19 protein-coding genes are annotated in these 22,171 nt (G+C 55.1%); 11 read left to right on the forward strand and 8 right to left on the reverse strand.

Annotated features, from left to right (window positions below):
• Nucleotides 1-27 precede the first annotated feature (27 nt).
• From RBH33_RS01790 to rpoS, 3 genes are all read left to right on the forward strand, one after another.
• Nucleotides 28-936, forward strand: coding sequence for a DUF368 domain-containing protein (locus tag RBH33_RS01790; RefSeq protein ID WP_306730406.1), 909 nt, complete (start codon nucleotides 28-30; stop codon nucleotides 934-936).
• A gap of 167 nt (nucleotides 937-1,103) precedes the next feature.
• Nucleotides 1,104-1,916, forward strand: coding sequence for a peptidoglycan DD-metalloendopeptidase family protein (locus RBH33_RS01795; protein WP_306730407.1), 813 nt, complete (start codon nucleotides 1,104-1,106; stop codon nucleotides 1,914-1,916).
• A 116-nt stretch (nucleotides 1,917-2,032) separates the two neighbouring features.
• Entirely contained in the window at nucleotides 2,033-3,043 is a 1,011-nt protein-coding gene (gene rpoS, locus RBH33_RS01800; protein WP_306730408.1) for an RNA polymerase sigma factor RpoS, read from the forward strand.
• Nucleotides 3,044-3,123: 80 nt separating this feature from the next.
• Here the strand turns inward: rpoS and fdxA are convergent, their stop codons facing one another.
• Nucleotides 3,124-3,447, reverse strand: coding sequence for a ferredoxin FdxA (fdxA, locus tag RBH33_RS01805; protein ID WP_306730409.1), 324 nt, complete (start codon nucleotides 3,445-3,447; stop codon nucleotides 3,124-3,126).
• 174 nt (nucleotides 3,448-3,621) lie between these two features.
• On the reverse strand, nucleotides 3,622-6,258 hold the full coding sequence (gene mutS / locus RBH33_RS01810) for a DNA mismatch repair protein MutS (RefSeq protein ID WP_306730410.1): 2,637 nt from the start codon (nucleotides 6,256-6,258) through the stop codon (nucleotides 3,622-3,624).
• Nucleotides 6,259-6,389: 131 nt separating this feature from the next.
• Here mutS and RBH33_RS01815 point away from each other — a divergent pair, with 131 nt between their 5' ends.
• From RBH33_RS01815 to RBH33_RS01830, 4 genes are all read left to right on the forward strand, one after another.
• Nucleotides 6,390-6,908 carry a CinA family protein gene (locus RBH33_RS01815; protein WP_306730411.1) on the forward strand — a complete coding sequence of 173 codons (519 nt, stop codon included), beginning with the start codon at nucleotides 6,390-6,392 and terminating at the stop codon, nucleotides 6,906-6,908.
• Between the two features lie 172 nt (nucleotides 6,909-7,080).
• Nucleotides 7,081-8,121 (forward strand): recombinase RecA, encoded by a 1,041-nt coding sequence (recA, locus tag RBH33_RS01820; protein ID WP_306730412.1) that lies wholly within the window; start codon nucleotides 7,081-7,083, stop codon nucleotides 8,119-8,121.
• Between the two features lie 118 nt (nucleotides 8,122-8,239).
• Nucleotides 8,240-8,803, forward strand: a complete 564-nt coding sequence (locus tag RBH33_RS01825) for a DUF4136 domain-containing protein (protein WP_306730413.1) — start codon at nucleotides 8,240-8,242, stop codon at nucleotides 8,801-8,803.
• 18 nt (nucleotides 8,804-8,821) lie between these two features.
• Nucleotides 8,822-9,286 (forward strand): regulatory protein RecX, encoded by a 465-nt coding sequence (locus RBH33_RS01830; RefSeq protein ID WP_306730414.1) that lies wholly within the window; start codon nucleotides 8,822-8,824, stop codon nucleotides 9,284-9,286.
• Nucleotides 9,287-9,406: 120 nt separating this feature from the next.
• Here the strand turns inward: RBH33_RS01830 and RBH33_RS01835 are convergent, their stop codons facing one another.
• On the reverse strand, nucleotides 9,407-11,137 hold the full coding sequence (locus RBH33_RS01835) for a proline--tRNA ligase (protein WP_306730415.1): 1,731 nt from the start codon (nucleotides 11,135-11,137) through the stop codon (nucleotides 9,407-9,409).
• A 138-nt stretch (nucleotides 11,138-11,275) separates the two neighbouring features.
• Here RBH33_RS01835 and RBH33_RS01840 point away from each other — a divergent pair, with 138 nt between their 5' ends.
• Nucleotides 11,276-11,701 carry an HIT domain-containing protein gene (locus tag RBH33_RS01840; RefSeq protein WP_306730416.1) on the forward strand — a complete coding sequence of 142 codons (426 nt, stop codon included), beginning with the start codon at nucleotides 11,276-11,278 and terminating at the stop codon, nucleotides 11,699-11,701.
• Between the two features lie 47 nt (nucleotides 11,702-11,748).
• Here RBH33_RS01840 and RBH33_RS01845 read toward each other — a convergent pair whose 3' ends face one another.
• From RBH33_RS01845 to RBH33_RS01855, 3 genes are all read right to left on the reverse strand, one after another.
• Nucleotides 11,749-12,153 carry an HU family DNA-binding protein gene (locus RBH33_RS01845; protein ID WP_306730417.1) on the reverse strand — a complete coding sequence of 135 codons (405 nt, stop codon included), beginning with the start codon at nucleotides 12,151-12,153 and terminating at the stop codon, nucleotides 11,749-11,751.
• Nucleotides 12,154-12,416: 263 nt separating this feature from the next.
• Nucleotides 12,417-12,917 carry a DUF7931 domain-containing protein gene (locus RBH33_RS01850; protein WP_306730418.1) on the reverse strand — a complete coding sequence of 167 codons (501 nt, stop codon included), beginning with the start codon at nucleotides 12,915-12,917 and terminating at the stop codon, nucleotides 12,417-12,419.
• On the reverse strand, nucleotides 12,914-13,384 hold the full coding sequence (locus RBH33_RS01855) for a GNAT family N-acetyltransferase (RefSeq protein ID WP_306730419.1): 471 nt from the start codon (nucleotides 13,382-13,384) through the stop codon (nucleotides 12,914-12,916). The genes RBH33_RS01850 and RBH33_RS01855 overlap by 4 nt, the downstream gene beginning before the upstream one ends.
• Nucleotides 13,385-13,653: 269 nt before the next feature.
• On the opposite strand from RBH33_RS01855, the gene RBH33_RS01860 reads away from it, so the two are divergent.
• Nucleotides 13,654-16,080: a glycoside hydrolase family 95 protein gene (locus RBH33_RS01860; RefSeq protein ID WP_306730420.1), complete on the forward strand. Its 2,427-nt coding sequence runs from the start codon at nucleotides 13,654-13,656 to the stop codon at nucleotides 16,078-16,080.
• Between the two features lie 163 nt (nucleotides 16,081-16,243).
• Here RBH33_RS01860 and xthA read toward each other — a convergent pair whose 3' ends face one another.
• Both xthA and RBH33_RS01870 read right to left on the reverse strand, forming a co-directional pair.
• Nucleotides 16,244-17,056, reverse strand: coding sequence for an exodeoxyribonuclease III (gene xthA / locus RBH33_RS01865; protein WP_306730421.1), 813 nt, complete (start codon nucleotides 17,054-17,056; stop codon nucleotides 16,244-16,246).
• 73 nt (nucleotides 17,057-17,129) lie between these two features.
• Nucleotides 17,130-19,262 (reverse strand): carboxy terminal-processing peptidase, encoded by a 2,133-nt coding sequence (locus RBH33_RS01870; RefSeq protein ID WP_373568216.1) that lies wholly within the window; start codon nucleotides 19,260-19,262, stop codon nucleotides 17,130-17,132.
• A gap of 245 nt (nucleotides 19,263-19,507) precedes the next feature.
• Between RBH33_RS01870 and RBH33_RS17715 the strand changes: the two genes are divergently transcribed.
• A complete protein-coding gene (locus RBH33_RS17715) occupies nucleotides 19,508-19,714 on the forward strand; it encodes a TetR family transcriptional regulator (RefSeq protein ID WP_373568217.1) in 207 nt (68 codons plus the stop codon).
• A 538-nt stretch (nucleotides 19,715-20,252) separates the two neighbouring features.
• Nucleotides 20,253-21,449 (forward strand): alginate export family protein, encoded by a 1,197-nt coding sequence (locus tag RBH33_RS01875; protein WP_306730423.1) that lies wholly within the window; start codon nucleotides 20,253-20,255, stop codon nucleotides 21,447-21,449.
• The last annotated feature ends 722 nt before the right edge of the window (nucleotides 21,450-22,171 follow it).

Consider the following 22,171-nt stretch of genomic DNA (forward strand, 5'->3'; position numbering starts at 1 on the left):
CTGCTACTGTGCTTAAAAGGAATGGCCATGGGGGCGGCGGACCTGGTGCCAGGTGTGTCCGGCGGTACCATCGCCTTTATTTCAGGGATTTACGAGGAGCTGGTGCACTCATTGCGCCAATTGACTCCGGCAGCTCTCAAAATCCTCTTTCAACAGGGCTGGCGGCCCTTTTGGCAACACATTAACGGCACCTTCCTGCTCACGCTGGGTACGGGAGTACTGGTGAGCATCTTTTCTCTGGCCCGGCTGGTGTCCTACGCGCTGGAGCATCATCGGGTGCTGGTGTGGGGCTTCTTCTTCGGCCTTATCGTGGCCTCTATTATCTATATCGGTCGGCAGCTGCCTTTGAGGTCCGTTCCCGTTTGGGTCGCTTTGGCTCTCGGTACTCTAGCGGCCTTGGCGGTTTCTGTGGGCAAGCCGGTGCAATTGCCGGGAGACTGGTGGATGATGGCCATCGCAGGGAGTATCGCCATTTGCGCCATGATATTGCCGGGTGTCTCCGGCAGTTTTTTGTTGCTGCTGATGGGGGTCTATCCGGTTTTTTTGCGTGCGGTGGCAGAGCTTAATTGGACACTTCTCGGAAGCTTTATGTTGGGCGCGGTGTCCGGCCTGCTGCTCTTTTCTCATTTTCTCTCCTGGCTGCTGCACCATTACCGAGCTCTCACGCTGGCGACCTTGACGGGATTCCTGGTAGGTTCGCTGAATATCGTCTGGCCCTGGAAGCAGACCATTACGGTTTTTTTGGACCGCCACGGTAATCCAGTACCACTGGTACAGGAAAACCTGTTCCCAGGTCAGTACGCTCAGGCCACTGGAGCGGATCCGCAAACGGTGTGGGTCATTGTGTTGGCGGTGGTCGGTGTGACCCTGGTGCTGGGCCTGGAGTTTTTGGGATCGCGACGGGGCGTATTCAAGCCTGGTTCTGCCGGGGAGTAGGTCATTCTCCGAGCAACGTCGGAGATTTTTCTGAAACAGGCACAAACTGTGGGGTTTTTTGTCAGTAATTAAAAAGAATTTTAGATGCATTTCTAATAAGTTTTCAGTATTAATTGCCAAATCAAATAAATCTATTACGCTAATTAGCTGTTACCCCAGGTTTTTTTATGCTAATCGGATCGGATCGCCTACTGCGTCGCCTCTGTTGCCTGATCGTTATATCGATCACTGGCGTCTTTGGCGCCAGTTGCTCTGCTCCTCAGCCCGCAGCGGTGACTGATCGAGACCAGCCCCCCAGTCGCCGGCTGCAAACCCATCGGGTCAGCTCCGGTGAAACCCTCTTTTCAATCGCCTGGCGCCATGGCATAGATTATCGCCAGCTGGCGCACCACAATAACATTTCCGAACCTTTCACCATTTATCCGGGGCAGACGCTGCGCCTCGATGTGAGTGCTTCAGGCGCGGCTTCCGCGCCAGCGTCGGCGACAGCCCAGGCCCCGAGTCGCACTACGGCTGCATCGCCGCCGGCCACCTCCTCGGCACCACCCCGTTCGGAAAATAGAACGGCGTCTCGCGCCACTTCTTCTCCCCCGGCATTGGTCAGCGGCTCCCCCGACTGGCATTGGCCCGCCAAAGGGCGGATTATCAGTGCCTTTGGTGCTAGCACCGGCCTTAACCAGGGTATTGATATCGACGGGGAATTAGGCGAGCCTGTGATTGCAGCAGCCTCCGGTCAAGTCGTTTACGCGGGCAGCGGACTGCGAGGTTATGGCAATTTGCTCATCATTAAGCATAACGATACGTACCTCAGTGCCTACGCTCACAACGACCGATTGTTAAAGAGCGAAGGAGATAATGTTAAAGCTGGGGAGCAGGTTGCCGAAATGGGTTCTAGTGGCGTCAACAAAGTGAAACTGCATTTTGAGATACGCCGCGAAGGCCGACCGGTAGATCCTATCCGGTATTTACCCAAGCGCTGAGTGGAAGGATAGACTGAGCAAAGTAAAAACAAACACTATTCGAGCTATGGCGAGGGGAGTACAGACGGTTTCCACGGGGTGAAGGGGCCGGCTGACGATTATAAGAGGGCTGAACTATGGCACTGCAAGACAAGCAATCCAACAGCTACGAAACAGAGCAGGGCGCGGCGCTGCAAGAAATCAATTTTGATGGTGACGTGGACAACGAAGTCGTGTTGGACGAGCCCGAAGCTCCGGTCGGCCGCCGCCACACACGTGATAGCGAAGGCGCTGGCGAAGAGAAATTTGCCAAAACGCTTGATGCCACCCAAATGTATCTTAACGAGATCGGATTTTCACCGCTGCTCTCGGCCGAAGAAGAAGTCTATTTTTCCCGCCTGGCCCTGAAAGGGGATGAAGCCGCCCGCAAGCGTATGATCGAGAGCAATTTGCGCCTGGTGGTGAAGATTTCCCGTCGATACGTGAATCGCGGTTTGGCGCTGCTGGATTTGATCGAAGAGGGCAACCTGGGCTTGATCCGGGCAGTAGAGAAATTCGATCCAGAACGTGGTTTCCGCTTCTCCACATACGCTACGTGGTGGATTCGTCAAACCATTGAGCGGGCCATCATGAACCAGACGCGCACTATCCGCCTGCCGATTCATGTGGTTAAAGAACTGAATATTTACCTGCGTGCCGCCCGTGAACTGACTCAAAAGCTGGATCATGAGCCCAGCTCAGAGGAAATTGCCCAGTTAGTCCAGAAGCCCGTAGCGGACGTTGAGCGCATGCTCGGGCTGAACGAGCGCGTGACCTCGGTGGATACCCCCATTGGTTATTCTTCGGACCGCAGTGTGGTAGACACCATTCCCGAGCTGCAGGATTCCGACCCCGCTCGATTGTTGCAGGATTCCGACCTCAACCGCAGCCTGGATAGCTGGCTGGATGATTTGAGCGAGAAGCAGCGCGAAGTATTGGCCCGCCGGTTCGGCTTGCGCGGTCACGATGTGTGCACTTTGGAGCAAGTAGGCCGTGAGATTGGGCTGACGCGCGAAAGGGTGCGGCAGATTCAAGTGGAAGCGCTCAAGCGCCTGCGTGAGATCATGGAAAAACAAGGTTTGAACAGTGAGGCCCTGTTCAGCGTTTAACGGCTAAAACAGCGTAAACGTTAACCCATAAAAAAACCGCGCTATTAGCGCGGTTTTTTTTATGGGCTGATATACCTGCGTTAGCGTTCCAGGTATTGCAGCTTGTTCTCCACACCGTCCCATTCCTCGGCGTCTGCCGGTGCATCCTTCTTCTCGGTAATGTTAGGCCACACCTCGGCCAATTCCGCATTCAACTCCAGGAACACCGCCTGGTCTTCAGGTAGCTCGTCCTCGGAGAAGATGGCGTCCGCTGGACACTCGGGCTCGCACAGGGCGCAATCGATACACTCGTCCGGGTGAATAACGAGAAAATTGGGGCCTTCGTAGAAACAATCAACGGGGCACACCTCCACACAATCGGTGTGTTTACACTTAATGCAGTTTTCCCCAACAACAAATGTCATGGCTGGCTCCCACTCGACCTAATTCGTAAGAAGCGCGCATTTTAGCAGCATTCAGATTTTTTGGTAGGGGGTAGGGCCGCTTGTGGCAGCCCCAGGGCTAGCAGGGGAGGGACTATTAGGGTTGGCCATTTAGGCGACCAACCGCTAACAGGCCGGATCAAGCCCTCGCCTACATCACTTGCTTAACAGTTGCTTGAGTTGATACATCCGGTCAAGAGCCTCGCGCGGCGTCAGTTCGTCCGGGTCCAGCGCCGAGAGCGCTTCCAGGGCAGGGTGGGGTTCGGCGTCGAACAGGCCGGTCTGGATAGGCGTTTCTGGTTTTTGCGACTTTTGGCTGGGCGCAGCTGTTTGTGGTGTGGGGACGCGAACCGATGCCTCGCTCTCGGGCTGCCCTCGTTGGTGTTCACCCCGCTCCAATAGATCCAATTGCTCGCGTGCACGCTGCAGCACGTCCGTCGGTATGCCGGCCAGTTTGGCCACTTGCAGGCCATAGCTTTTGCTGGCTGGCCCCTCCTGCACCTTGTGCAAAAACACAATACTGTCCTGATGTTCGGTGGCATCCAGGTGAACATTCACAATACCCGGTAACTGCTCCGGCAGGCTGGTGAGTTCAAAGTAGTGGGTGGCGAAGAGGGTGTAGGCTTTTACCTGCTCGGCCAGGTAACGAGCGCAGGCCCACGCCAGAGCCAGGCCGTCAAAGGTGCTGGTGCCGCGGCCAATCTCGTCCATTAGGACCAGACTCCGGGGCGTGGCGTTGTGCAGAATATTGGCGGTTTCCGTCATTTCCACCATAAACGTGGAACGACCGCCGGCCAAATCATCCGAGGAACCAATGCGAGTGAAAATTCGATCTACCAGGCCGATACGAGCCTGACGGGCAGGTACAAAGCTACCTACGTGGGCGAGTAGCACGATCAGGGCAGCCTGCCGCATATAGGTGGATTTACCGCCCATATTCGGGCCGGTGACAATGAGCATATGACGCTCAGCGCTGAAATTCAGATCGTTGGGGACGAAAGGAGCATCGGTGACCTGCTCCACTACCGGGTGACGGCCTTCATCGATGGCTATGCCCGGCTCTTCACTCAGTGCCGGCCGGCAGAAACCGAGGGAGTCCGCGCGCTCGGCCAGTGTGCTCAACACATCCAGTTCGGCCACCGCCGCGGCGGACTCCTGTAGGGGAATCAGGTCTTCACCCAAACTATCCAGTAGCTCTTCGTACAGGGCCTTTTCCCGGGCCAACGCCCGACTTTTGGCGGACAAGGCTTTGTCCTCGAAGCCCTTCAGTTCTGGAGTGATAAACCGCTCAGCGTTTTTAAGGGTTTGGCGACGAATGTAGTCGGCCGGCGCATGCTCGGCCTGAGAGCGGCTCAATTCAATAAAATAACCGTGCACGCGGTTGTAGCCCACTTTGAGAGTGTTGATACCGGTTCTTTCCCGCTCCCGGGTTTCCAAATCCACCAGATACTGGCCAGCGTTGGTGCTGATATTGCGCAACTCGTCCAGCTCTTCGTCGTAACCGGCGGCAATCACGCCACCGTCCCGAATCACCACCGGCGGGTTTTCCTCCAAGGCTCTCTCCAGCAGTGCTACTTGTTTGGGAAATTCGCTGATGGTGTGGGCGAGTTGTTGTAACTTGGGCGCTTCGGCCTGGCGCAGAGCGGCCTGCACTTCTGGGTAGCAGGCCAGCGAGGCATACAGGCGTGACAGGTCGCGGGGGCGGGCGGAACGCAGGGCCAGCCGGCCCAGTATGCGCTCCAGGTCGCCGACGCGTTTCAAGATGTTCTGTAGCGGTTCGTAGCCGTAATTGCTCTGTATTTCGGCCACCGCATCCTGGCGGGCCTGAAGTACAGTCCGCTCCCGCAGGGGGCGATTGAGCCAGCGTCGGAGCAAGCGCCCACCCATAGCGGTGGCGGTGTGATTCAACAAGCTGAAGAGGGTGTTCTCCTCGCCACCGCCCATGTTGGTGTCCAGCTCCAAATTACGCCGGGTGGCGGGGTCCATCATTACCGCCTGGTCGTGGTTCTCAAAGCTGAGGCAGCGCACATGGGGTAGGGCGGTGCGCTGGGTTTCCCGGGCGTAGTTCAGCAGACAACCGGCGGCGGCGATGGCCGTGTGTAAATGGTCGCAGCCGAAGCCGGCCAGATCCTGGGTGCCAAACTGCTGCGTTAGCAGGCGCCGTGCGGTGTCCAGCTCAAATTCCCAGGGTGCGCGCCGGCGCACTCCCCGGCGTTGTTCCTCAAGCTCCGGCGTTGTCAGGTCATCGTTGATCAGCAGTTCGGCCGGGTCCAATCGTTGGAGTTCACCCAGAACCGCATCAAGCCCCTGGACTTCAAGAACCAGAAAACGCCCGCTGGCCATATCCAATGAGGCGATGCCGTAGGTGTCGTCGTGTTGATGCACCGCCACCAGCAAATTGTCCCGGCCAGCGTCCATCAGCGCTTCATCACTCAGCGTCCCCGGAGTGACAATGCGCATCACCTTGCGCTCCACTGGGCCCTTGCTGGTAGCCGGGTCCCCAATCTGCTCGCAAATGGCCACTGAGACCCCGGCTCGAACCAACTTGGCGAGATAGCCATCGGCGGCGTGATAGGGAATGCCCGCCATGGGGATCGGCTCGCCGTTGGATTTACCGCGGGCGGTTAAGGTGACATCCAGCAACTGCGCGGCACGCTTGGCATCCTCGTAGAACAGCTCGTAAAAATCACCCATGCGGTAGAACACCAGTTCGTGCGGGTGCTGGGCCTTAATGCGTAAATACTGCTGCATCATGGGCGTATGGGCGTTGGGTGATTCCGCATTTTTCAACATAAGGGGTTCTTGATGCCTGTTTCGGGGTGGGCAGATTTCCGCGCTATTCTACGGCAATCGGGTGGGGCTCAAAAGCCTTGCACTCGGGCCGCTGCTGGAATACCTTGGCCAGATTAAGAGGTCGGGATGCCATGACTGATTTCCCCCATGATATGACTGTCTTTCAGCTTGCCACTGAACTTGGTGGAGCTCTGCACCGACGCGGTTGGCGTTTGAGCACTGCCGAGTCCTGCACTGGTGGTGGCATTGCCGCTGCGGTTACGGATATCGCAGGCAGTTCTGCCTGGTTTGACTACGGTTTGGTTACCTACGCCAACAATGCAAAGCGCCAGTTGCTGGGGGTTGACCCCGACGTGCTTGAGGCCGAAGGTGCTGTTAGCGAAGCGGTGGCTTTACAGATGGTCGATGGGGCTCTGCGCGTCTCGGGCGCGGATCTGGCTGTTGCCGTGACCGGCATTGCCGGCCCCGGGGGTGGAACAGCGGAGAAGCCCGTGGGCACTGTGTGGCTGGGTTGGGGTCTGGCTACGGGCTGGCGGCGTACCCATTGTTACCATTTTGCCGGGGACCGGGCGGAAGTGCGCCGGCAGTCGATTGTCGCGGCCTTACGCGAGCTCTTGGTGGTCTGTAAAAATCCCGAAAACCCTGTATAAACAACTATACCTGTTTGCGTATACAGGTTTTTGGTGTATGCTCTCATCATCGGTCGGCGAGTCGGCCGCGCAATAGCTGGCGGAACTAACAACAAGCCGGGCATTGTCTAGGGAGCCGCTGGACTCGTTCAGAGCTCTCTAAGTTCACTAACTTGATAGATTGAGGTGTCGGATGGATGCGAATAAAGAAAAGGCGCTGGCTGCGGCGCTGGGACAGATAGAACGCCAGTTTGGTAAAGGTACCGTCATGCGTATGGGGGACCGGGAGCGAGTGGCCATACCCGCCATTTCCACCGGTTCAATCGGTCTTGACGCCGCCCTCGGCATTGGTGGCCTGCCCAAGGGACGTGTGGTGGAAATCTATGGTCCGGAATCCTCCGGTAAAACCACCTTAACGCTGCAAGTGATTGCCGAAGCCCAGCGCCAGGGTGGCAACTGTGCCTTTATTGACGCTGAGCACGCGCTGGATCCCATTTACGCCGAAAAGCTGGGCGTCAACGTGGACGATCTAATCATTTCCCAGCCCGATACCGGTGAGCAGGCGCTGGAAGTGAGCGATATGCTGGTGCGCTCCGGAGCGGTTGATGTGCTGGTTGTTGACTCGGTAGCCGCTTTGACTCCGCGCGCGGAAATTGAAGGCGAGATGGGTGACCATCACGTGGGTCTGCAAGCCCGACTCATGTCTCAGGCCCTGCGCAAGATCACCGGGAACATCAAAAACGCCAACTGCCTGGTGATTTTTATTAACCAGATTCGTATGAAAATTGGGGTTATGTTCGGCAACCCTGAAACCACTACTGGCGGCAACGCGCTCAAATTTTACTCCTCGGTGCGGCTGGATATTCGGCGTATCGGCGCAGTAAAAGAGGGTGAGGAAATCATTGGTTCCGAAACCCGGGTTAAAGTGGTCAAAAACAAAGTTGCGCCGCCATTCAAGCAGACCGAATTTCAGATTTTGTACGGCACGGGCATTAATCGCCTGGGTGAAATCATCGACTATGGGGTCAAGTTTGGTCTGATCGATAAGGCCGGAGCCTGGTACAGCTACCAGGGTGACAAGATTGGCCAGGGTAAAAACAACGTCAGCAAGTATTTGCAGGAAAACCCCAAAATAGCTCAAGAGTTGGAGAAGCGTGTGCGGGAAGAGTTGTTACCGCCAGCTCCGACCAAGGGCGATGCTCCTGTGTCTGAGCCGACTGCGGAAAACTCTTGACGTTTTCCCTGTAGGTGAAAGAGTATGGCGACTTGAACTTGTGTTTGGGCAAAAAGTCTTAGCTCTATAAGTCGGTCGCCTAACTGTTTGGCGGATTGGGCATTTTTGAGGGGTGTTTATGGTCCGGTTAAAACTAGGTTTGGTGTGGGGTCTGCTGCTTCTTTTGACGGCGTGTGCTACCCGCCCCTCGGTAATGACTGACTATGACACGGCCTACGATTACGCGAATCTGAGAACGTTTTATGTCGCCGAGTCGAGGCAAGTCGCTGAGCAGAATCTGCTCATTTCTCCCTTTACCATTCAACACCTGCAAAGGGTCATTGTTGACCAGTTGGGTCAGCGCTATGAACCGGTTCGAAATCGCGAGCTGGCTGACTTCCGAGTCCGTTACCATATCGTCATGGAAGAGCGGTTGGATATGCGCAGTTTTGATCAGCGCTACGGCTTTGGCTACTACGGCTTTGGCCCCTTTCATCGCTTACACTATGGGCCTCCTCCTACCCCCAGAGTTTACAATCAGGGCAGTTTGATTGTAGATATCGTCGATGGCAGAACCGGGCAGCCCATTTGGCGTGGAGTGGCGGAAGAGCGCATACATGATAGAGCCGACCCCAGTCGCCAACGGGAGATCTTGTCGGCAGCAATGGTCGATATCCTGAGTCAATTCCCGCCCGTACGTTAAGTTCAGGCGGGCCTCCTTATGTCTAGTTTCCCCACTGACAGCCCAGAGGTCAGCGCTGCAAGCCTGCGTTTTTCAGCCATGAACTGTTTGGCCAGGCGCGAGCACAGTGCTGAAGAATTGCGCCAAAAATTGCGGCGACGCTGCGATGATGAAAATCTGATCGAGCAGGTGGTGGCCCAGTTGCGCAAGGATAAGCTGCAATGCGACGAGCGCTACGCAGAGGCGTTTATGACGATGCGTATCCGCCAGGGCAAGGGTCCGGTGCGCATCGCGCAGGAGTTGCGGCAAAAAGGCGTATCAGAAGAGTTGCTGTCCGCATTGCTTGATCCAAGCGATTCCCTTTGGTGGGATCTGGCGCGCGAGGTTCGGGAGCGGCGTTTTGGTGGTGAGCGTCCAGAGTCCCCCAAAGACAAGGCAAAGCAAATGCGTTTTCTTCAGTATCGGGGGTTTACCAGTGATCAAATTCGAACGCTGTTCCCTTAGTGGAATGGCTTGAACCTGCTAAGTTTACGCCTCGATCCCGCTCCCCAAGCAAGTCCTAGAGAAAAACCACACGCCGACCGCTGGAGTGAGCGATCGAGCGCGTGGTTGTCAGGGAAACGGTCAGTGGCTAGTCAGACGCTCTAGCAGAAACGAGACTATGTCATTTAGCGGTATGTCTTGTTTTTCGCCTGCGCGGCGGCTTTGGTATTCCACGGCGCCGGCTTCCAGACCTCGGTCTCCTATGACCACTCGATGGGGTATGCCCATCAGTTCGGTATTGGCTAGCATCACGCCCAGACGGGCTTTTTCCTCATCCATGAACAACACATCAATTCCAGCAGCCGTCAGTTCCTGGTACAAACGCTCGCATTGGTCTGCCACCGCGGGGGACTTGTGGGCGTTGATGGGGACCAAGGCGAGTTGGAAAGGAGCAATGGCGTCTGGCCAGATGATGCCACGGTCATCGTGATTCTGTTCGATGGCCGCGGCGACAACGCGGGTTACGCCGATGCCGTAACACCCCATAACCATGGGTTGTTCCTTGCCGTTTTCGTCCAGCACCCGGGCGTTCAGAGCTTCGCTGTACTTTGTTCCCAATTGGAAAATATGCCCGACTTCGATGCCTCGTTTGATCTCCAGGGTTCCCTGGCCGTCTGGGCTTGGATCGCCGGCTACCACGTCGCGGATGTCGACCACGGCGGTTGGGTGGGCGTCCCGCTCCCAGTTAGTCCCGATGTAATGATGATCATCGCGGTTGGCGCCACAAACGAAGTCCGCCAAGTGAGCCGCAGCGTGGTCAACCAGAACAGGAATTGTTAAACCCACTGGACCGAGTGAGCCGACGTTCGCACCCAGTTCACTCTGAATGCGTTCCTCTGAAGCGAAGCTAAGCGGTGCCGCGACCGCAGGCAATTTCTCGGCTTTGATTTCATTGAGCTGGTGATCGCCGCGCAATACCAGAGCGACCAAGGGCTGGGTTTGTCCTTCCTCGGCTTGGCCTAAAACGATCAATGTTTTGACCGTCTGCTCCGGGTCGACTTTAAGAAATTCCGCCACCTGAGTGATGGAATTTTGCCCTGGTGTCGGTACAGATTTCAGCTCAGCACTCGGCGCCGGACGCTGGCCAAAAGGGGCTATGGCTTCAGCTTTTTCAATATTGGCGGCGTAGTTTCCACTGTCGCTAAAGGCAATGGCATCTTCCCCGCTGGCGGCCAACACGTGAAATTCGTGGGAAAAGGCACCACCGATGGAGCCGGTGTCCGCCAGTACGGGCCGGTAGTCCAGCCCAATGCGGTCAAAGATCGAGCAGTAGGTCTGATGCATTAGCTGATAAGTTTCCTGCAAAGACTCTTGATTCAAATGGAAGGAGTAGGCGTCCTTCATAATGAATTCTCGAGAACGCATAACGCCGAAACGGGGGCGGATTTCGTCCCGGAACTTGGTTTGAATCTGGTAAAAGTTGGCAGGCAGCTGCTTGTAGCTGGTGATCTCCCCGCGTATCAACGCGGTGATGACCTCTTCGTGAGTCGGGCCCAGGCAAAAGGCTCGGTCGTGCCGGTCGCTGATGCGCAACAGTTCCGGACCATACTCGTGCCAACGTCCAGATTCTTCCCACAACTCCGCTGGTTGCACCACCGGCATCAACACTTCTTGGGCGCCTGAACGATCCATTTCCTCGCGAATAATGCGCTCTACTTTACGCAACACCCGTAAGCCCAGTGGCATCCAGGTGTACAGACCCGAGGCAAGCTTGCGGATCATGCCGGCGCGCAGCATCAGTTGGTGACTGATTACCTCGGCATCGGCGGGAGTTTCTTTCAAAGTGGCGAGTAAAAAACGGCTGGAACGCATAGTTGGGCTTCTTAGTGGCTATAATGAAAGTTAAAGTATGGAGCTATTCTACGGCGGTTCACCGTCGGGGTACAGCCACACCCAGCGCCTCGACGGCTAAGCTGCAATTATCGACGGGACTGTTAATAGGAGCCAGACATGTTTCAGCTGCACCCACAACTTGCGGAAGATACTCTGCCCGTAGGTCGCTTTCCGCTCTCTTTGTTGCTGATCAGTAAGGACGCCAATTATCCGTGGTGTATTCTGGTGCCGCAGCGAGAGGATGTCTTTGAGATCCACCACTTGTCCGGCGAGGATCAACTCCAGTTGATTCGGGAGTCGAGTCGATTGGCGGAAACCATGACCAGTATTTTTGATGCGCATAAAATGAACGTGGCAGCACTGGGCAATCAGGTGCGGCAATTGCACCTACACCATGTGGCCAGGTTTCAGGAGGATCCCGCATGGCCCAAACCCATTTGGGGGGTGGTTGAAGCCAAAAGCTACGACCCTAAGCTGCTGGAGGAGCGTCTGGAGTTGTTGCGAAACGCCCTGGTTGGTGAGGATTTTGAAGTACTGAAGTGAATACAAAAAAACCCCCAAATTTGGGGGTTTTTTGTAGGGGATCCGGCTTAAACTGCCATTTCCTTAAGCTTTTTCAGGGGCCGTACTTTAACGGCGGTGCTGGCAGGCTTGGCTTTAAAAACGGTTTCCTCGCCAGTGAAGGGGTTGATGCCTTTGCGCGCTTTGGTGGCGGGCTTTTTCACTGTGGTGATCTTCAGCAAGCCGGGCAGAACGAACTCGCCACAGGCACGCTTCTTCACATGGCCCTCAATGATCAGGGTTAACTCGTCCAATACCGCTTGAACCTGCTTTTTGCTCAATTCGGTGTTTTCAGAGATCTGATTCAAGATCTGGGTTTTGTTGTAACGCTCACTGACAGCTTTGACTTTGCGGTTGGAGGTTGCCGCAGCGGCGGTTTTCTTGGCGGGGGCTTTCTTCGGTGCTTTTTTGGCAGTGGTCTTACGAGCAGCCATGGTGAGTTCCTTTTTTAATCCAGTGAATGTGTACAGCCATCGGGCCACCAAACCCCTTTATTTATAGGGTTTTCGGCTTCAAGCTCGTGGCGCGCACTATATATAAAGGATAAAGCGCACCTAAGCAACAAAAAAGTGCTTTAAAAAGCTATTTTGGGGGCTTTTTCTTAGCGATGCTCGTCGTTAGCCTGGGCAATTGATTTTGATCAATTAATGTAGGGCCGTCGGCGGCACAGGCCGAAGCGAGTTAGGGAGAGGAACTTCTATAGGTGTAAGCGTTGTAAGTGGGGGTCCGCTTCGGCGTTTTCCCAGGCGCGGGTGAACGCCTCCCGCAGTGACCGAACTTCGGCGGGTGCTTGAAAATTGACAAAGCCCCGGTATTCCCGATCATCGTTTTTATACAAAACCCGCTCCTGGTCAGCGAGTAGAAAGGCCATGTCGGTATTCTCCGGTTCCACGACTTGTTTGCGCAGCTCTATCTTGGTTGGCAGGCGCTGAGCCAGGCGGACCAGTGGGTGGCCGCGCTCAATTAGCGGTTGAGTATCCCGGACCAAAATGCGTACCCGCGCGAGGCGGTGAGCTCGGGCCAAAGCTGAAATGGCGGCGACTGAGTCCTGGTGTTCGTATACTGATGGATCGAGGGAGTGGCTTAGAATGTCCAGATGTCGGCGAGCAGTTGTGCACAAGTCAGCAGTATACGTTTGAAAATCCTCCAGGCAATCCAACAGCAGTAAGTCATCGCTGACAGCGGATACTTTGCTCACAATATCGCTCCTTCGCCCTGAAAAAACATAGCTTGATGCACAATGCCAGCGTCCAAAAACGTGGGGCCGTGTTCAACAAAGCCTAAACGCCGATAGAAATTCAGCCGGTCCACCTGCGCATTGAGTTCAATGTTCGCGTTCTCTGGCAGGGCATCTTTCTTAGACCATCGAATCACTTTGTTCATTAATGCAGAGCCTATTCCAAGTCCCCTGTACTCAGCCAGCACAGCCACCCGGCCAATATGATAGATCGACTGCTCGCGGTGCTTCACCACCCGAGCGGCTCCGATGGCCTGCTGCTGCGAAATGACCAGGAAGTGTTGTGCCTGGTCATCAAGCCCGTCCCATTCGTCCGCTTCGCTGACCCCTTGCTCGAGCATAAACACGGTTCGCCGCAGTGCTGTGAGGCTCCGCTCATGGGGCGTCCACTCGACAGGCATAATGGAGTAGGATGCTGGGTGTCCCATAGGATTTTTCTCTGCGAAGATTGGGTCAGTTTACGTGATGCCCCATGATGGGAGAAGGGGGCTCTCGCTACAGTCCATACGGCCTCCTGTGCAGACGTAATTACTGATTATCACATAAGAAAAATATTGCACTAATGAAAAAAAACCACTATAACTACCCTTGTCCCGCTCAGGGGAAGCGGACCATTGCGCGCGGCGGCTACCCGGCGTCTTCATGCCTCAGCTCAGTGATCCCGCGTATAAGCTCAATAAAATATCAGGGTGTCAATTTGATCTCAGCAAGTAGTCCTACGTCTATTCTTAGCATTCGTGCACTAGTCCGGGGAGCGCTGGTAGCGCTTGGCATCCTTTTGGTGGCCTGCGCTCAGTCTCCGGGTGGTGAAGAGCCAGCCGATCCCTCCTTAGTAATCTGGTTTGACCGTCCCGCCGTTGAGTGGGAGGGAGAGGTGCTACCCATCGGTAACGGGGCCATGGGCGTCGCAGTAGAAGGTGGCATCGAGCGAGAGCGCCTGCAATACAACGAGAAAACACTCTGGACGGGCGGCCCGGCTGAGGGCCGTGATTATGACTATGGCTTACCTGAGGAGCCTCAGCTTGAAGCGTTACAAACTGTTCGGGATGAGCTGGCGGAAAAGGGCGCTCTGAGCCCTGAAACCGTGGCCGAAAAATTGGGTCGTCCGGTGCAGAATTACGGCGACTACCAGACCTTTGCCGATTTGGTTTTGGATTACGAGCCAGTCGGGGAAGTAAAAAACTATCGACGCGAGCTGGATCTGGCTCGCGGTATTGCCCGCGTCAGTTTTGACGTTGACGGTGTAACCTACCGTCGGGATTACTTCGCCAGCTACCCAGATGGCGTGATCGTTATGCGCGTGTCCGCTAGCGAAAAAGGCAAAATCAGCTTTACCGCCGGGCTGGAAACGTCCGACAACCGCTCCGCGGATTACCGGGTTGCACCGGGGCAAATCACTCTGTCGGGTGCACTGCATGATAACGGCCTGGCCTATGCAACCCAGGTGCGTCTGATCGCGCAAGGCGGAGAGACTGGGTACACCGAGGACCGGCTGACCGTGCACGGCGCTGACTCAGCCGTGCTGCTTCTGTCCGCCGGAACCGATTACGCTCAACAGTATCCCCATTACCGGGGTTCCGACCCGCTACCGAAGGTGGAGCGGACTGTGGAGCGCGCTGCCGCTAAAGGCTACGAGAATCTGCTGGCCACGCATATTAAGGACCATAGTGCTCTGTTCGGCCGGGTGAGTTTGGACCTTGGTCAGCAAATGCCGGAAATGCCTACACCAGAGTTGCTCAGCGCCCACAACGCCGGCGAGACCACCCCGGAGGCCAGTCGCGCCCTGGAGAATCTGTACTTTCAGTTTGGCCGTTACTTGCTGATCGGTTCATCCCGTGACGGTTCACTGCCCGCTAACCTTCAGGGCGTGTGGAACAACTCCAACAATCCGCCTTGGAACGCCGATTACCACGTCAATATCAATCTGCAAATGAATTACTGGCCAGCGGAAGTTACCCATTTGTCGGAGACCACCGGCCCACTGTTTGACTTCATTGACAGCCTTGTGGAGCCCGGCACAAAGTCCGCCCGCAAGCTGCTGGGCGCGGATGGCTGGACGCTGTTTCTCAACACCAACATTTGGGGTTTTACCGGCGTCATTCAGTGGCCAACCGCATTCTGGCAGCCGGAAGCCGGTGCCTGGCTGGCCCAACACTACTACGAGCATTATCTGTTTAATGGCGATGAGACGTTTTTGCGCGAGCGGGCCTACCCGGTCATGCGCGGTGCCGCCCAAGTATGGCTTGATGCGCTGATCGAAGATCCCAACGACGGAGCTCTGGTGGTATCTCCCAGTTATTCTCCCGAACACGGCGATTTCACCATTGGTGCCGCCATGTCCCAACAATTGGTGTACGACGTATTCACCAACACCAAAGAAGCAGCCGAGCTGTTGGGAGAAGACGACTTTGCCGGTCGGCTCGAGCAAGCGCTCAAACGCCTGGATCCGGGCTTGCGCATCGGCTCCTGGGGTCAATTACAGGAGTGGAAACTGGATTTGGATGACCCTGAAAGTGAGCACCGCCACGTATCCCATTTATTCGCTCTGCACCCCGGTCGGCAGATTGTACCCAGTCAGCAGGTTGAATTAGCGAACGCTGCCCGCCGCACGCTGGAGGCCCGCGGAGACGGCGGTACCGGTTGGGCTCAAGCCTGGAAGGTCAATTTGTGGGCCCGTCTCGGCGATGGTGATCGCGCGCATAAATTACTGACAGACCAGCTTCGCGACAGTACCCTGGCCAACCTGTGGGATACCCACCCACCGTTTCAAATTGATGGCAACTTCGGCGCAACGGCAGGCGTAGCTGAAATGCTCATTCAAAGTCACGGTGGGGAAATTCACCTGCTGCCCGCTTTGCCAAACGTCTGGGCTGAAGGCTCTGTCAGTGGTCTGCGTGCCCGCGGTGATGTCACCGTGGACTTCCGTTGGGCCAACGGGGAGCTGGTGGAAGCCAAGCTTCTTGCGGGTCGCGATGGTGAACTCGCTATTCGATCCAGTGCCTTGGCCAAAGACCATGAGCTGAAAAATGCATCGACCGGAAGAACCGTTGAGTTGCGAGGTGAGGGCGAGCTGCGCTTATTCCAGGCTCGCGCCGGTGAATCCTATCGCTTGAAAATCCACTGATCGGATGAGCGGCAACAGCCGCTCATCCGCGCGATCATTCAGCTTTTACCAGAAGTTTTTTGTGGAGCTCACCATTTACGCCTGCGCAGCTTGCTGCCAGGCGTTTTTTTTGAATTTGAAGGTGAGCCACATACCCGCGGATATTGATTGGCGCGGCGTTGGATTATTCGAACTTGGCCCACACAGGGCAGTGATCGGAAGGTTTTTCCATACCCCGTATCTCATAATCAATACCTGTGGCGACGCAGCGCGCCTGCAGCGGCTCGGTTGCCAGTACCAAGTCAATCCGTAGGCCGCGACGCGGCTCCCGCTCGAACCCTTTGCTGCGATAGTCAAACCAGCTGTAGAGGGCTTCGGTTTCCGGCGTACGCTCTCGGAAGGTGTCCTTCAGTCCCCAATCCAGCACCCGCTGCAACCACTCCCGCTCTTCCGGTAAGAAACTGCATTTGCCATCTCTTAACCAGCGTTTGCGGTTTTGTTCGCCAATGCCGATGTCGCAATCCTGGTGGGACACATTCATGTCGCCCATCAGCAGCAGTTGCTGCTTGGGGTCAAACTCCTGCTTCAGTAAATTGAGCAGGTCAGCGTAATACTTTTCCTTGGCAGGAAATTTAATTGGATGATCACGGCTCTCCCCTTGTGGGAAATACCCGTTCATTACCGCGATTTCGCCGCCCAGAGGGGAGTCAAAAACGCCGCCAATAAAGCGCCGCTGAGATTCGATGCCGTCGGTGGGGAAACCTTTAAAGGACCGCTTGAACGGATGTTTGGACAAGAGTGCAACGCCGTAATGAGTTTTCTGGCCGTGATAGTGCACCTGATAGCCCATTTCAGCGATGGCCTCTTCCGGAAACTCTGGGTCATCCACTTTCGTTTCCTGAAGGCCAATGAAATCGGGCTGATATTTGTCGACAAGGCTCTGGAGTTGGTGCAGGCGTATACGAATACTGTTGACGTTAAAGGAAACCGCTAGCATAGGTTTAATCCATTATTATTTGTACGAAAGGGCGGTTCCTGGCGCTCCAGGAACCGCCCTTGAATCTGACGAGTTAGAAGTTAGCGACTTTATCCGATTCTTCGAGTTTACGATTCAATTGAATAAAGTCGATCAGCGCGTGACCCGCAGCGCTGAGGAAGGGGTCGTTGTAAGGATCTATGGCGCCAGAGCGGTGAGCTTCGAGTTCTGCCGCGGCGCTGTCCTCTTCCGTATCCGCACTGCCGTTGTCCCGAATTGCCGCATAACTTTTGTAAGGCTCCAGACCTTTCGCTTTGCGACGCTCGTTCTCAAGGACCAACATGCGCTCTTCCAATGAGTGCTGTTCGGCGCGACGTTGCTGCTTGTTCAACGACACGCTGGTGCGGTCGTCGTTTTCTTCCAGCAGAGCGCGCTGTTTTGCAAGGAATCGCAAATCCGGGTCTCGTTCCGTGCGTTGATCATGGCGCCCTCTAAGCTCTGGGAGCAAGGCTTCAATGTCAAAGTAGGTGGCGTGTGGCACCCTGTGAATTTTATCCCAGGGCAAGGCGTAGTCATATGTGCCTTCACCGACTTGATTAATGTTTACCATACTGGGTAGCTCCAGATCAGGGACCACGCCCCGATGCTGGGTACTTTCACCGGAAACCCGGTAGAATTTCGATTCGGTAATTTTCAGCTGGCCTTTATTCAAAGGGATCAGCGACTGCACAGTACCCTTACCAAATGTGGGAGTGCCGATCACAATGCCGCGCCCATAATCCTGTATGGCTCCGGCGAAAATCTCCGAAGCGGAAGCGCTCATGCGGTCGATCAGTACGACAATCGGGCCTCGGTAGGCGGCTCGGGAATGGGAGCGAAAATTTCGAGAAATCATCTCATTGGTTTGGCGAATCTGCACCACGGGCCCCTGATCAATAAACAGATCCGTTAGGGTAGTGGCCTCCTGCAGGGAGCCGCCGCCGTTGCTGCGTAGGTCCACGATGATGCCATCGACGTTTTCCTTTTCCAGCTCCTGCAGCAGGCGATATACGTCGCGGGTGGTGCTTTTGTATTCTGGATCGCGCTTGCGGTAGGCCTCAAAATCCATATAAAACGTTGGCACTTTGATTATGCCGAGCTTAAAGGTCTGGTCATTGTCTCGCAGCTCAAATACGTCTTTTTGGGCCGCTTGCTCTTCCAGCTTAACCTTCTCGCGCGTGATGCGAATAGTTTTAGTGCTGCTATCAGCAGCCGCATTCGCGGGCAGCACTCTCAGGCGCACCACGGTGTTTTTCGGGCCGCGAATTTGCTCAACGACTTCGTCAAGGCGCAACCCGATGATGTCCATCATCTCGCCTTCCTCTCCCTGGCCAACCGCCACAATTCGGTCTGCCGGTCTGAGTTGACCTTGCTTGTCAGCAGGGCCAGCGGGCACTAAGCGCATAACTTTGGTGTACTCATCCTCAGTTTGCAGCACGGCGCCAATGCCCTCCAGGGATAGGGACATATTGATGTTGAAATTTTCCAGCGTCCGCGGGGACAGGTAATTGGTGTGCGGATCGTACAGAGTCGTCAGGGAGTTGATAATGACCCCAAACGCGTCTTCTTGGTCCTGTTGCTTGGCCCGGCGCAATTGATTGGTAAAGCGGCGGTGAAGGATTTCTTTACCTTCCTCGATGTCCGTTCCGGCGAGCTTCAGGCTCAGTAAGTTGGACTTAATACGCTTACGCCAGAGTTCATCGGCGGTTTTCTTGTCCTTCGGCCACTCGGCTTTGTCCCAGTCCGTGACCAGAACCTCATCTTTCTCGAAATCGAAGCTGATGTCTTCGCTTTCCAGCTCAGCGATCACCGACTCCAGGCGGGTGGTGAGGCGTTGACGGTAGACGTTGAAAATCTCAAACGGAACCTTGAGGTCGCCTTTTTTGAGATAGTCGTCAAATTTGTCTTTATGAGCTTCGAAAGCGTCGATATCGGCTTGAAAAAAGAAGCTCTTGGCGGGGTCTAGCCCTCTCAGGTAGTTGTTCAAATATTGAACAGATACGCTGTCATCCAGAGCCTGTCCCCGGTAGTGTTTTTGCGTGAGCTGCTGGACAATTTCCGCCGTGGTTTTCTGATGCTGCTGGGTGTATTGAAGCGGCTCTACAGCGGCGGCAAACGCTAGCTGGGCGGCGACCAGGAGGGCACACAGGCCGGACCACTTGAACAACGGCTTGGAGACAATCTGCATAATACGTAAATCCTGGTTCATTAACTGGATAGAGGCCAGCTCTGCAATGAGTTGTTCACCTTGGGCCACTTCACTGGGCTTCTTAGTAAACCCCGCTATGATACTACTATAGGCCCAGTACGTTGACCACAAAGGGGCGGCAGGGTTGCTTCACTACGCAGAAATTGTGGCCGACGGTGCCAAATAGAGGGTTTTACTGAACATTGTGGCTCACATAAAGGAGCCTGAGGGCTGGACGAGACCGAATAAGGCGCCAAACCGGCCCGGTTGCTGATGCGGCTACGGAGTTATTGGCCGAGCACGGGCTTGCTATGTTGTCCATTATGGCGCTGGCTGCCAGGGCCGGACTGGCCGAGGGCACCGGCTATCTCTACCGTGAATACCGCCACGACTGGCTCCGCCCGGATGGAAATAGACGTCAGTCTGTTCAAAGCTCTGTGGGAAAATCTTGATCAGCCCCGGCTGGGGGCATCGGTACGAGGAGGGTTGTCTTCGCTCGTGGCAGTTTCTCCTATCTCATCCGGCGCTGACTCTGAGCCGGCACCAGCCATTCCCGCGTATTGAATGCCGACCCCCCGCTGAGCGTCCAAGGATGATCATTAATCGGAGCTGGGCGGGCTTAGCCAAAAGTGAGTACTCATAAGGGAATACTTTAATTTGGTGCACACTCACTCTATCCTGAACAGGAAAATGCGTTATTTAGGGGCGTTTCCGCGCCGCCAGTTTGGAGGCTTGTGGAGCACGCTACAGGGTGGATCCCCATAAGGGGGCGAGGGCAATCTTTCGTGCGAATCTTCTTTCTGTCCGACCGTTTCGCTATGCGCATGATTTTATTCTGAAAATTTTATTTTTCGAGCCCGAATGCCTTCGCTGGCATAAGCTTTGCTGACGCTTAGCTGATGACGACGTTGCATAAATGGGAATTCCGTTGATGCCCCACTGCGATTCGCGCTTTCATCATTTTGACATCAATCGAATTGGAGAAGCCCCATGAAGAAAACCACCCTTGTCGGTGTAACTACGGCCTTGGCCTTAACTTGTTTTAGTGGCGCGGCCGTGCAAGCGCAGACCGATTTGTCGGAAGCTTTATCCTCAGGTGAGGTCGGATTAAATTTTCGGCTGCGCTATGAAGACGTCAGTTGGGATGGCCTGAGTGATTCGGATGCGCTGACGTTGCGTACACGTCTGAGTTACACGTCGGGCAGTTTTCATGGCTTCCGTTTAATGTTGGAAATGGATGATGTCACCGAGGTGGGGACAGTAGATTACCGTACCGCGCTTAATGATACTGAGAATCCGGGTACAGCCATCATAGCCGATCCTGAAGGCACAGAAGTTAATCAAGCTTACTTTTCCTACACGCAAGGGGAAACAGAAGCTCGTTTGGGGCGTCAACGCATACTGCTTGATAACCAACGCTTTGTGGGTGGAGTTGGCTGGCGGCAGAACGAGCAGACCTACGATGCTTTTTCGGTTCGCAATGAAAGCCTGGCAGACACAACACTTTTTTACGCCTATGTGGACAATGTGAACCGTATTTTTGGTGAGCAGAATGTGATCGGCGATCACCGCCAGGACACTCATTTATTTAACGCTCAATATCGTGGTTTTGGTGTCGGTAAGCTCACTGGCTATGCGTATTTGATCGACAACGAAAGCGCTCCGGCTTTATCCAGTGATACTTTCGGTGTGCGCTGGCTGGGAACGATCAATCCGCAATGGTCCTACACCTTGGAGTACGCCATTCAAAGCGATGCCGGCGACAGCCCTTTGGATTATTCCACGGACTACATGCTTGCGGAAGTAGCCGGAAAGTTTGGGCCGGTCAGTGCCAAAGTTGGCTATGAAGTTCTCGGTTCGGACGACGGAGAAGTCGGTTTCGCCACACCTCTGGCAACCCTGCATGCTTTCCAAGGTTGGACGGATCGTTTTCTAGAAACACCGGGAACAGGCATTGAGGATATTTATGTATCCCTTGGTGCACAGCTTGCGGGGATCAATTTCGGTTTGGCGTACCACGATCTTTCTTCCAACGAGGGTAGTATCAGCTACGGGCGAGAGATTGGATTCAGTGCGGCCAAGCGGGTAGGGCCGGTGAACCTGCTTCTGAAGTATGCCGACTACAGTGCCAATGATTTCGGTTCGGATACCCAAAAGTTGTGGCTAATGGCTGAAGCCAGTTTTTAGGCATCTCTCCTATCGAAGCAGGTAGAGGGTTAAGCATGCATGCGAGATCCTCTACCTGCTTCCGACGCTTCTAATCGATCCGGTCGTCCCGGTTGCTCTCGTTCTCGTAGTCATTCCAGCCTTTTCCAGTCATTCCCGCGAAAGCGCACTGCTGTCCGGAATGATTTTGGGTGGATGCTGGAGAGCCAAGATTTGCGCGGATTCGCGACAGTTTTGAGTGTCGGACACTCGAAAGTTGGCTGCTAACGAGCACTTCGTAAGAGGAGTCCCAGGCACTTCCCAGGAGGCTTTTCGAAAACGCCGTGGACCCATCCCTGGGGGCTCTCTCACAAGGTCCCTCTTGTGAGAGTTTCGAAAAGCCTCCTGCGAAGTGCCTCCGTTGCAGCAACTAAGGTATTCTTGCCTGGGTTTGGGAAAAGAATGCCATAGTCTAAGGCTACTGGGGGCGTGCAGGGGGAGTGTTCAGCAAGCCTCAAAAGAGGGACCTTTTGAGGCAGTCCCCAGGGAGGGGTTTACGACATTTGCTGAACACTCACCCTGCGCGGCCCGAGGGCTTGCTTACGAAGTTGCTAACTAGCCCATTTATTCTGGACAGCAGTACGCTTTCGCGGGCATGACGAAAACGGAAAGGCTAGGTTGCTCTCCGCACGCCCGCTAAAGTCTTCCCCGTCGTTCCCGCACTCCCTGTCATTCCTAAAACAAAAAAGGGCCCGAAGGGCCCT

The sequence above is a fragment of the Marinimicrobium hydrolyticum genome (assembly GCF_030848505.1).
GTDB lineage: Bacteria > Pseudomonadota > Gammaproteobacteria > Pseudomonadales > Cellvibrionaceae > JAVDDU01.

Bases quoted from the DNA above. Each gene is read 5' to 3' on its own strand.
- RBH33_RS01840 (WP_306730416.1), top strand. From the start codon at position 11,276: ATGTTTCAGCTGCACCCACAACTTGCGGAAGATACTCTGCCCGTAGGT.
- fdxA (WP_306730409.1), bottom strand. From the start codon at position 3,447: ATGACATTTGTTGTTGGGGAAAACTGCATTAAGTGTAAACACACCGAT.
- RBH33_RS01870 (WP_373568216.1), bottom strand. From the start codon at position 19,262: ATGCAGATTGTCTCCAAGCCGTTGTTCAAGTGGTCCGGCCTGTGTGCC.
- mutS (WP_306730410.1), bottom strand. From the start codon at position 6,258: ATGTTGAAAAATGCGGAATCACCCAACGCCCATACGCCCATGATGCAG.
- RBH33_RS01790 (WP_306730406.1), top strand. From the start codon at position 28: ATGGGGGCGGCGGACCTGGTGCCAGGTGTGTCCGGCGGTACCATCGCC.
- RBH33_RS01875 (WP_306730423.1), top strand. From the start codon at position 20,253: ATGAAGAAAACCACCCTTGTCGGTGTAACTACGGCCTTGGCCTTAACT.
- RBH33_RS01835 (WP_306730415.1), bottom strand. From the start codon at position 11,137: ATGCGTTCCAGCCGTTTTTTACTCGCCACTTTGAAAGAAACTCCCGCC.
- RBH33_RS01830 (WP_306730414.1), top strand. From the start codon at position 8,822: ATGTCTAGTTTCCCCACTGACAGCCCAGAGGTCAGCGCTGCAAGCCTG.
- recA (WP_306730412.1), top strand. From the start codon at position 7,081: ATGGATGCGAATAAAGAAAAGGCGCTGGCTGCGGCGCTGGGACAGATA.
- xthA (WP_306730421.1), bottom strand. From the start codon at position 17,056: ATGCTAGCGGTTTCCTTTAACGTCAACAGTATTCGTATACGCCTGCAC.
- RBH33_RS01815 (WP_306730411.1), top strand. From the start codon at position 6,390: ATGACTGATTTCCCCCATGATATGACTGTCTTTCAGCTTGCCACTGAA.
- RBH33_RS01825 (WP_306730413.1), top strand. From the start codon at position 8,240: ATGGTCCGGTTAAAACTAGGTTTGGTGTGGGGTCTGCTGCTTCTTTTG.
- rpoS (WP_306730408.1), top strand. From the start codon at position 2,033: ATGGCACTGCAAGACAAGCAATCCAACAGCTACGAAACAGAGCAGGGC.
- RBH33_RS01795 (WP_306730407.1), top strand. From the start codon at position 1,104: ATGCTAATCGGATCGGATCGCCTACTGCGTCGCCTCTGTTGCCTGATC.
- RBH33_RS01855 (WP_306730419.1), bottom strand. From the start codon at position 13,384: ATGGGACACCCAGCATCCTACTCCATTATGCCTGTCGAGTGGACGCCC.
- RBH33_RS01845 (WP_306730417.1), bottom strand. From the start codon at position 12,153: ATGGCTGCTCGTAAGACCACTGCCAAAAAAGCACCGAAGAAAGCCCCC.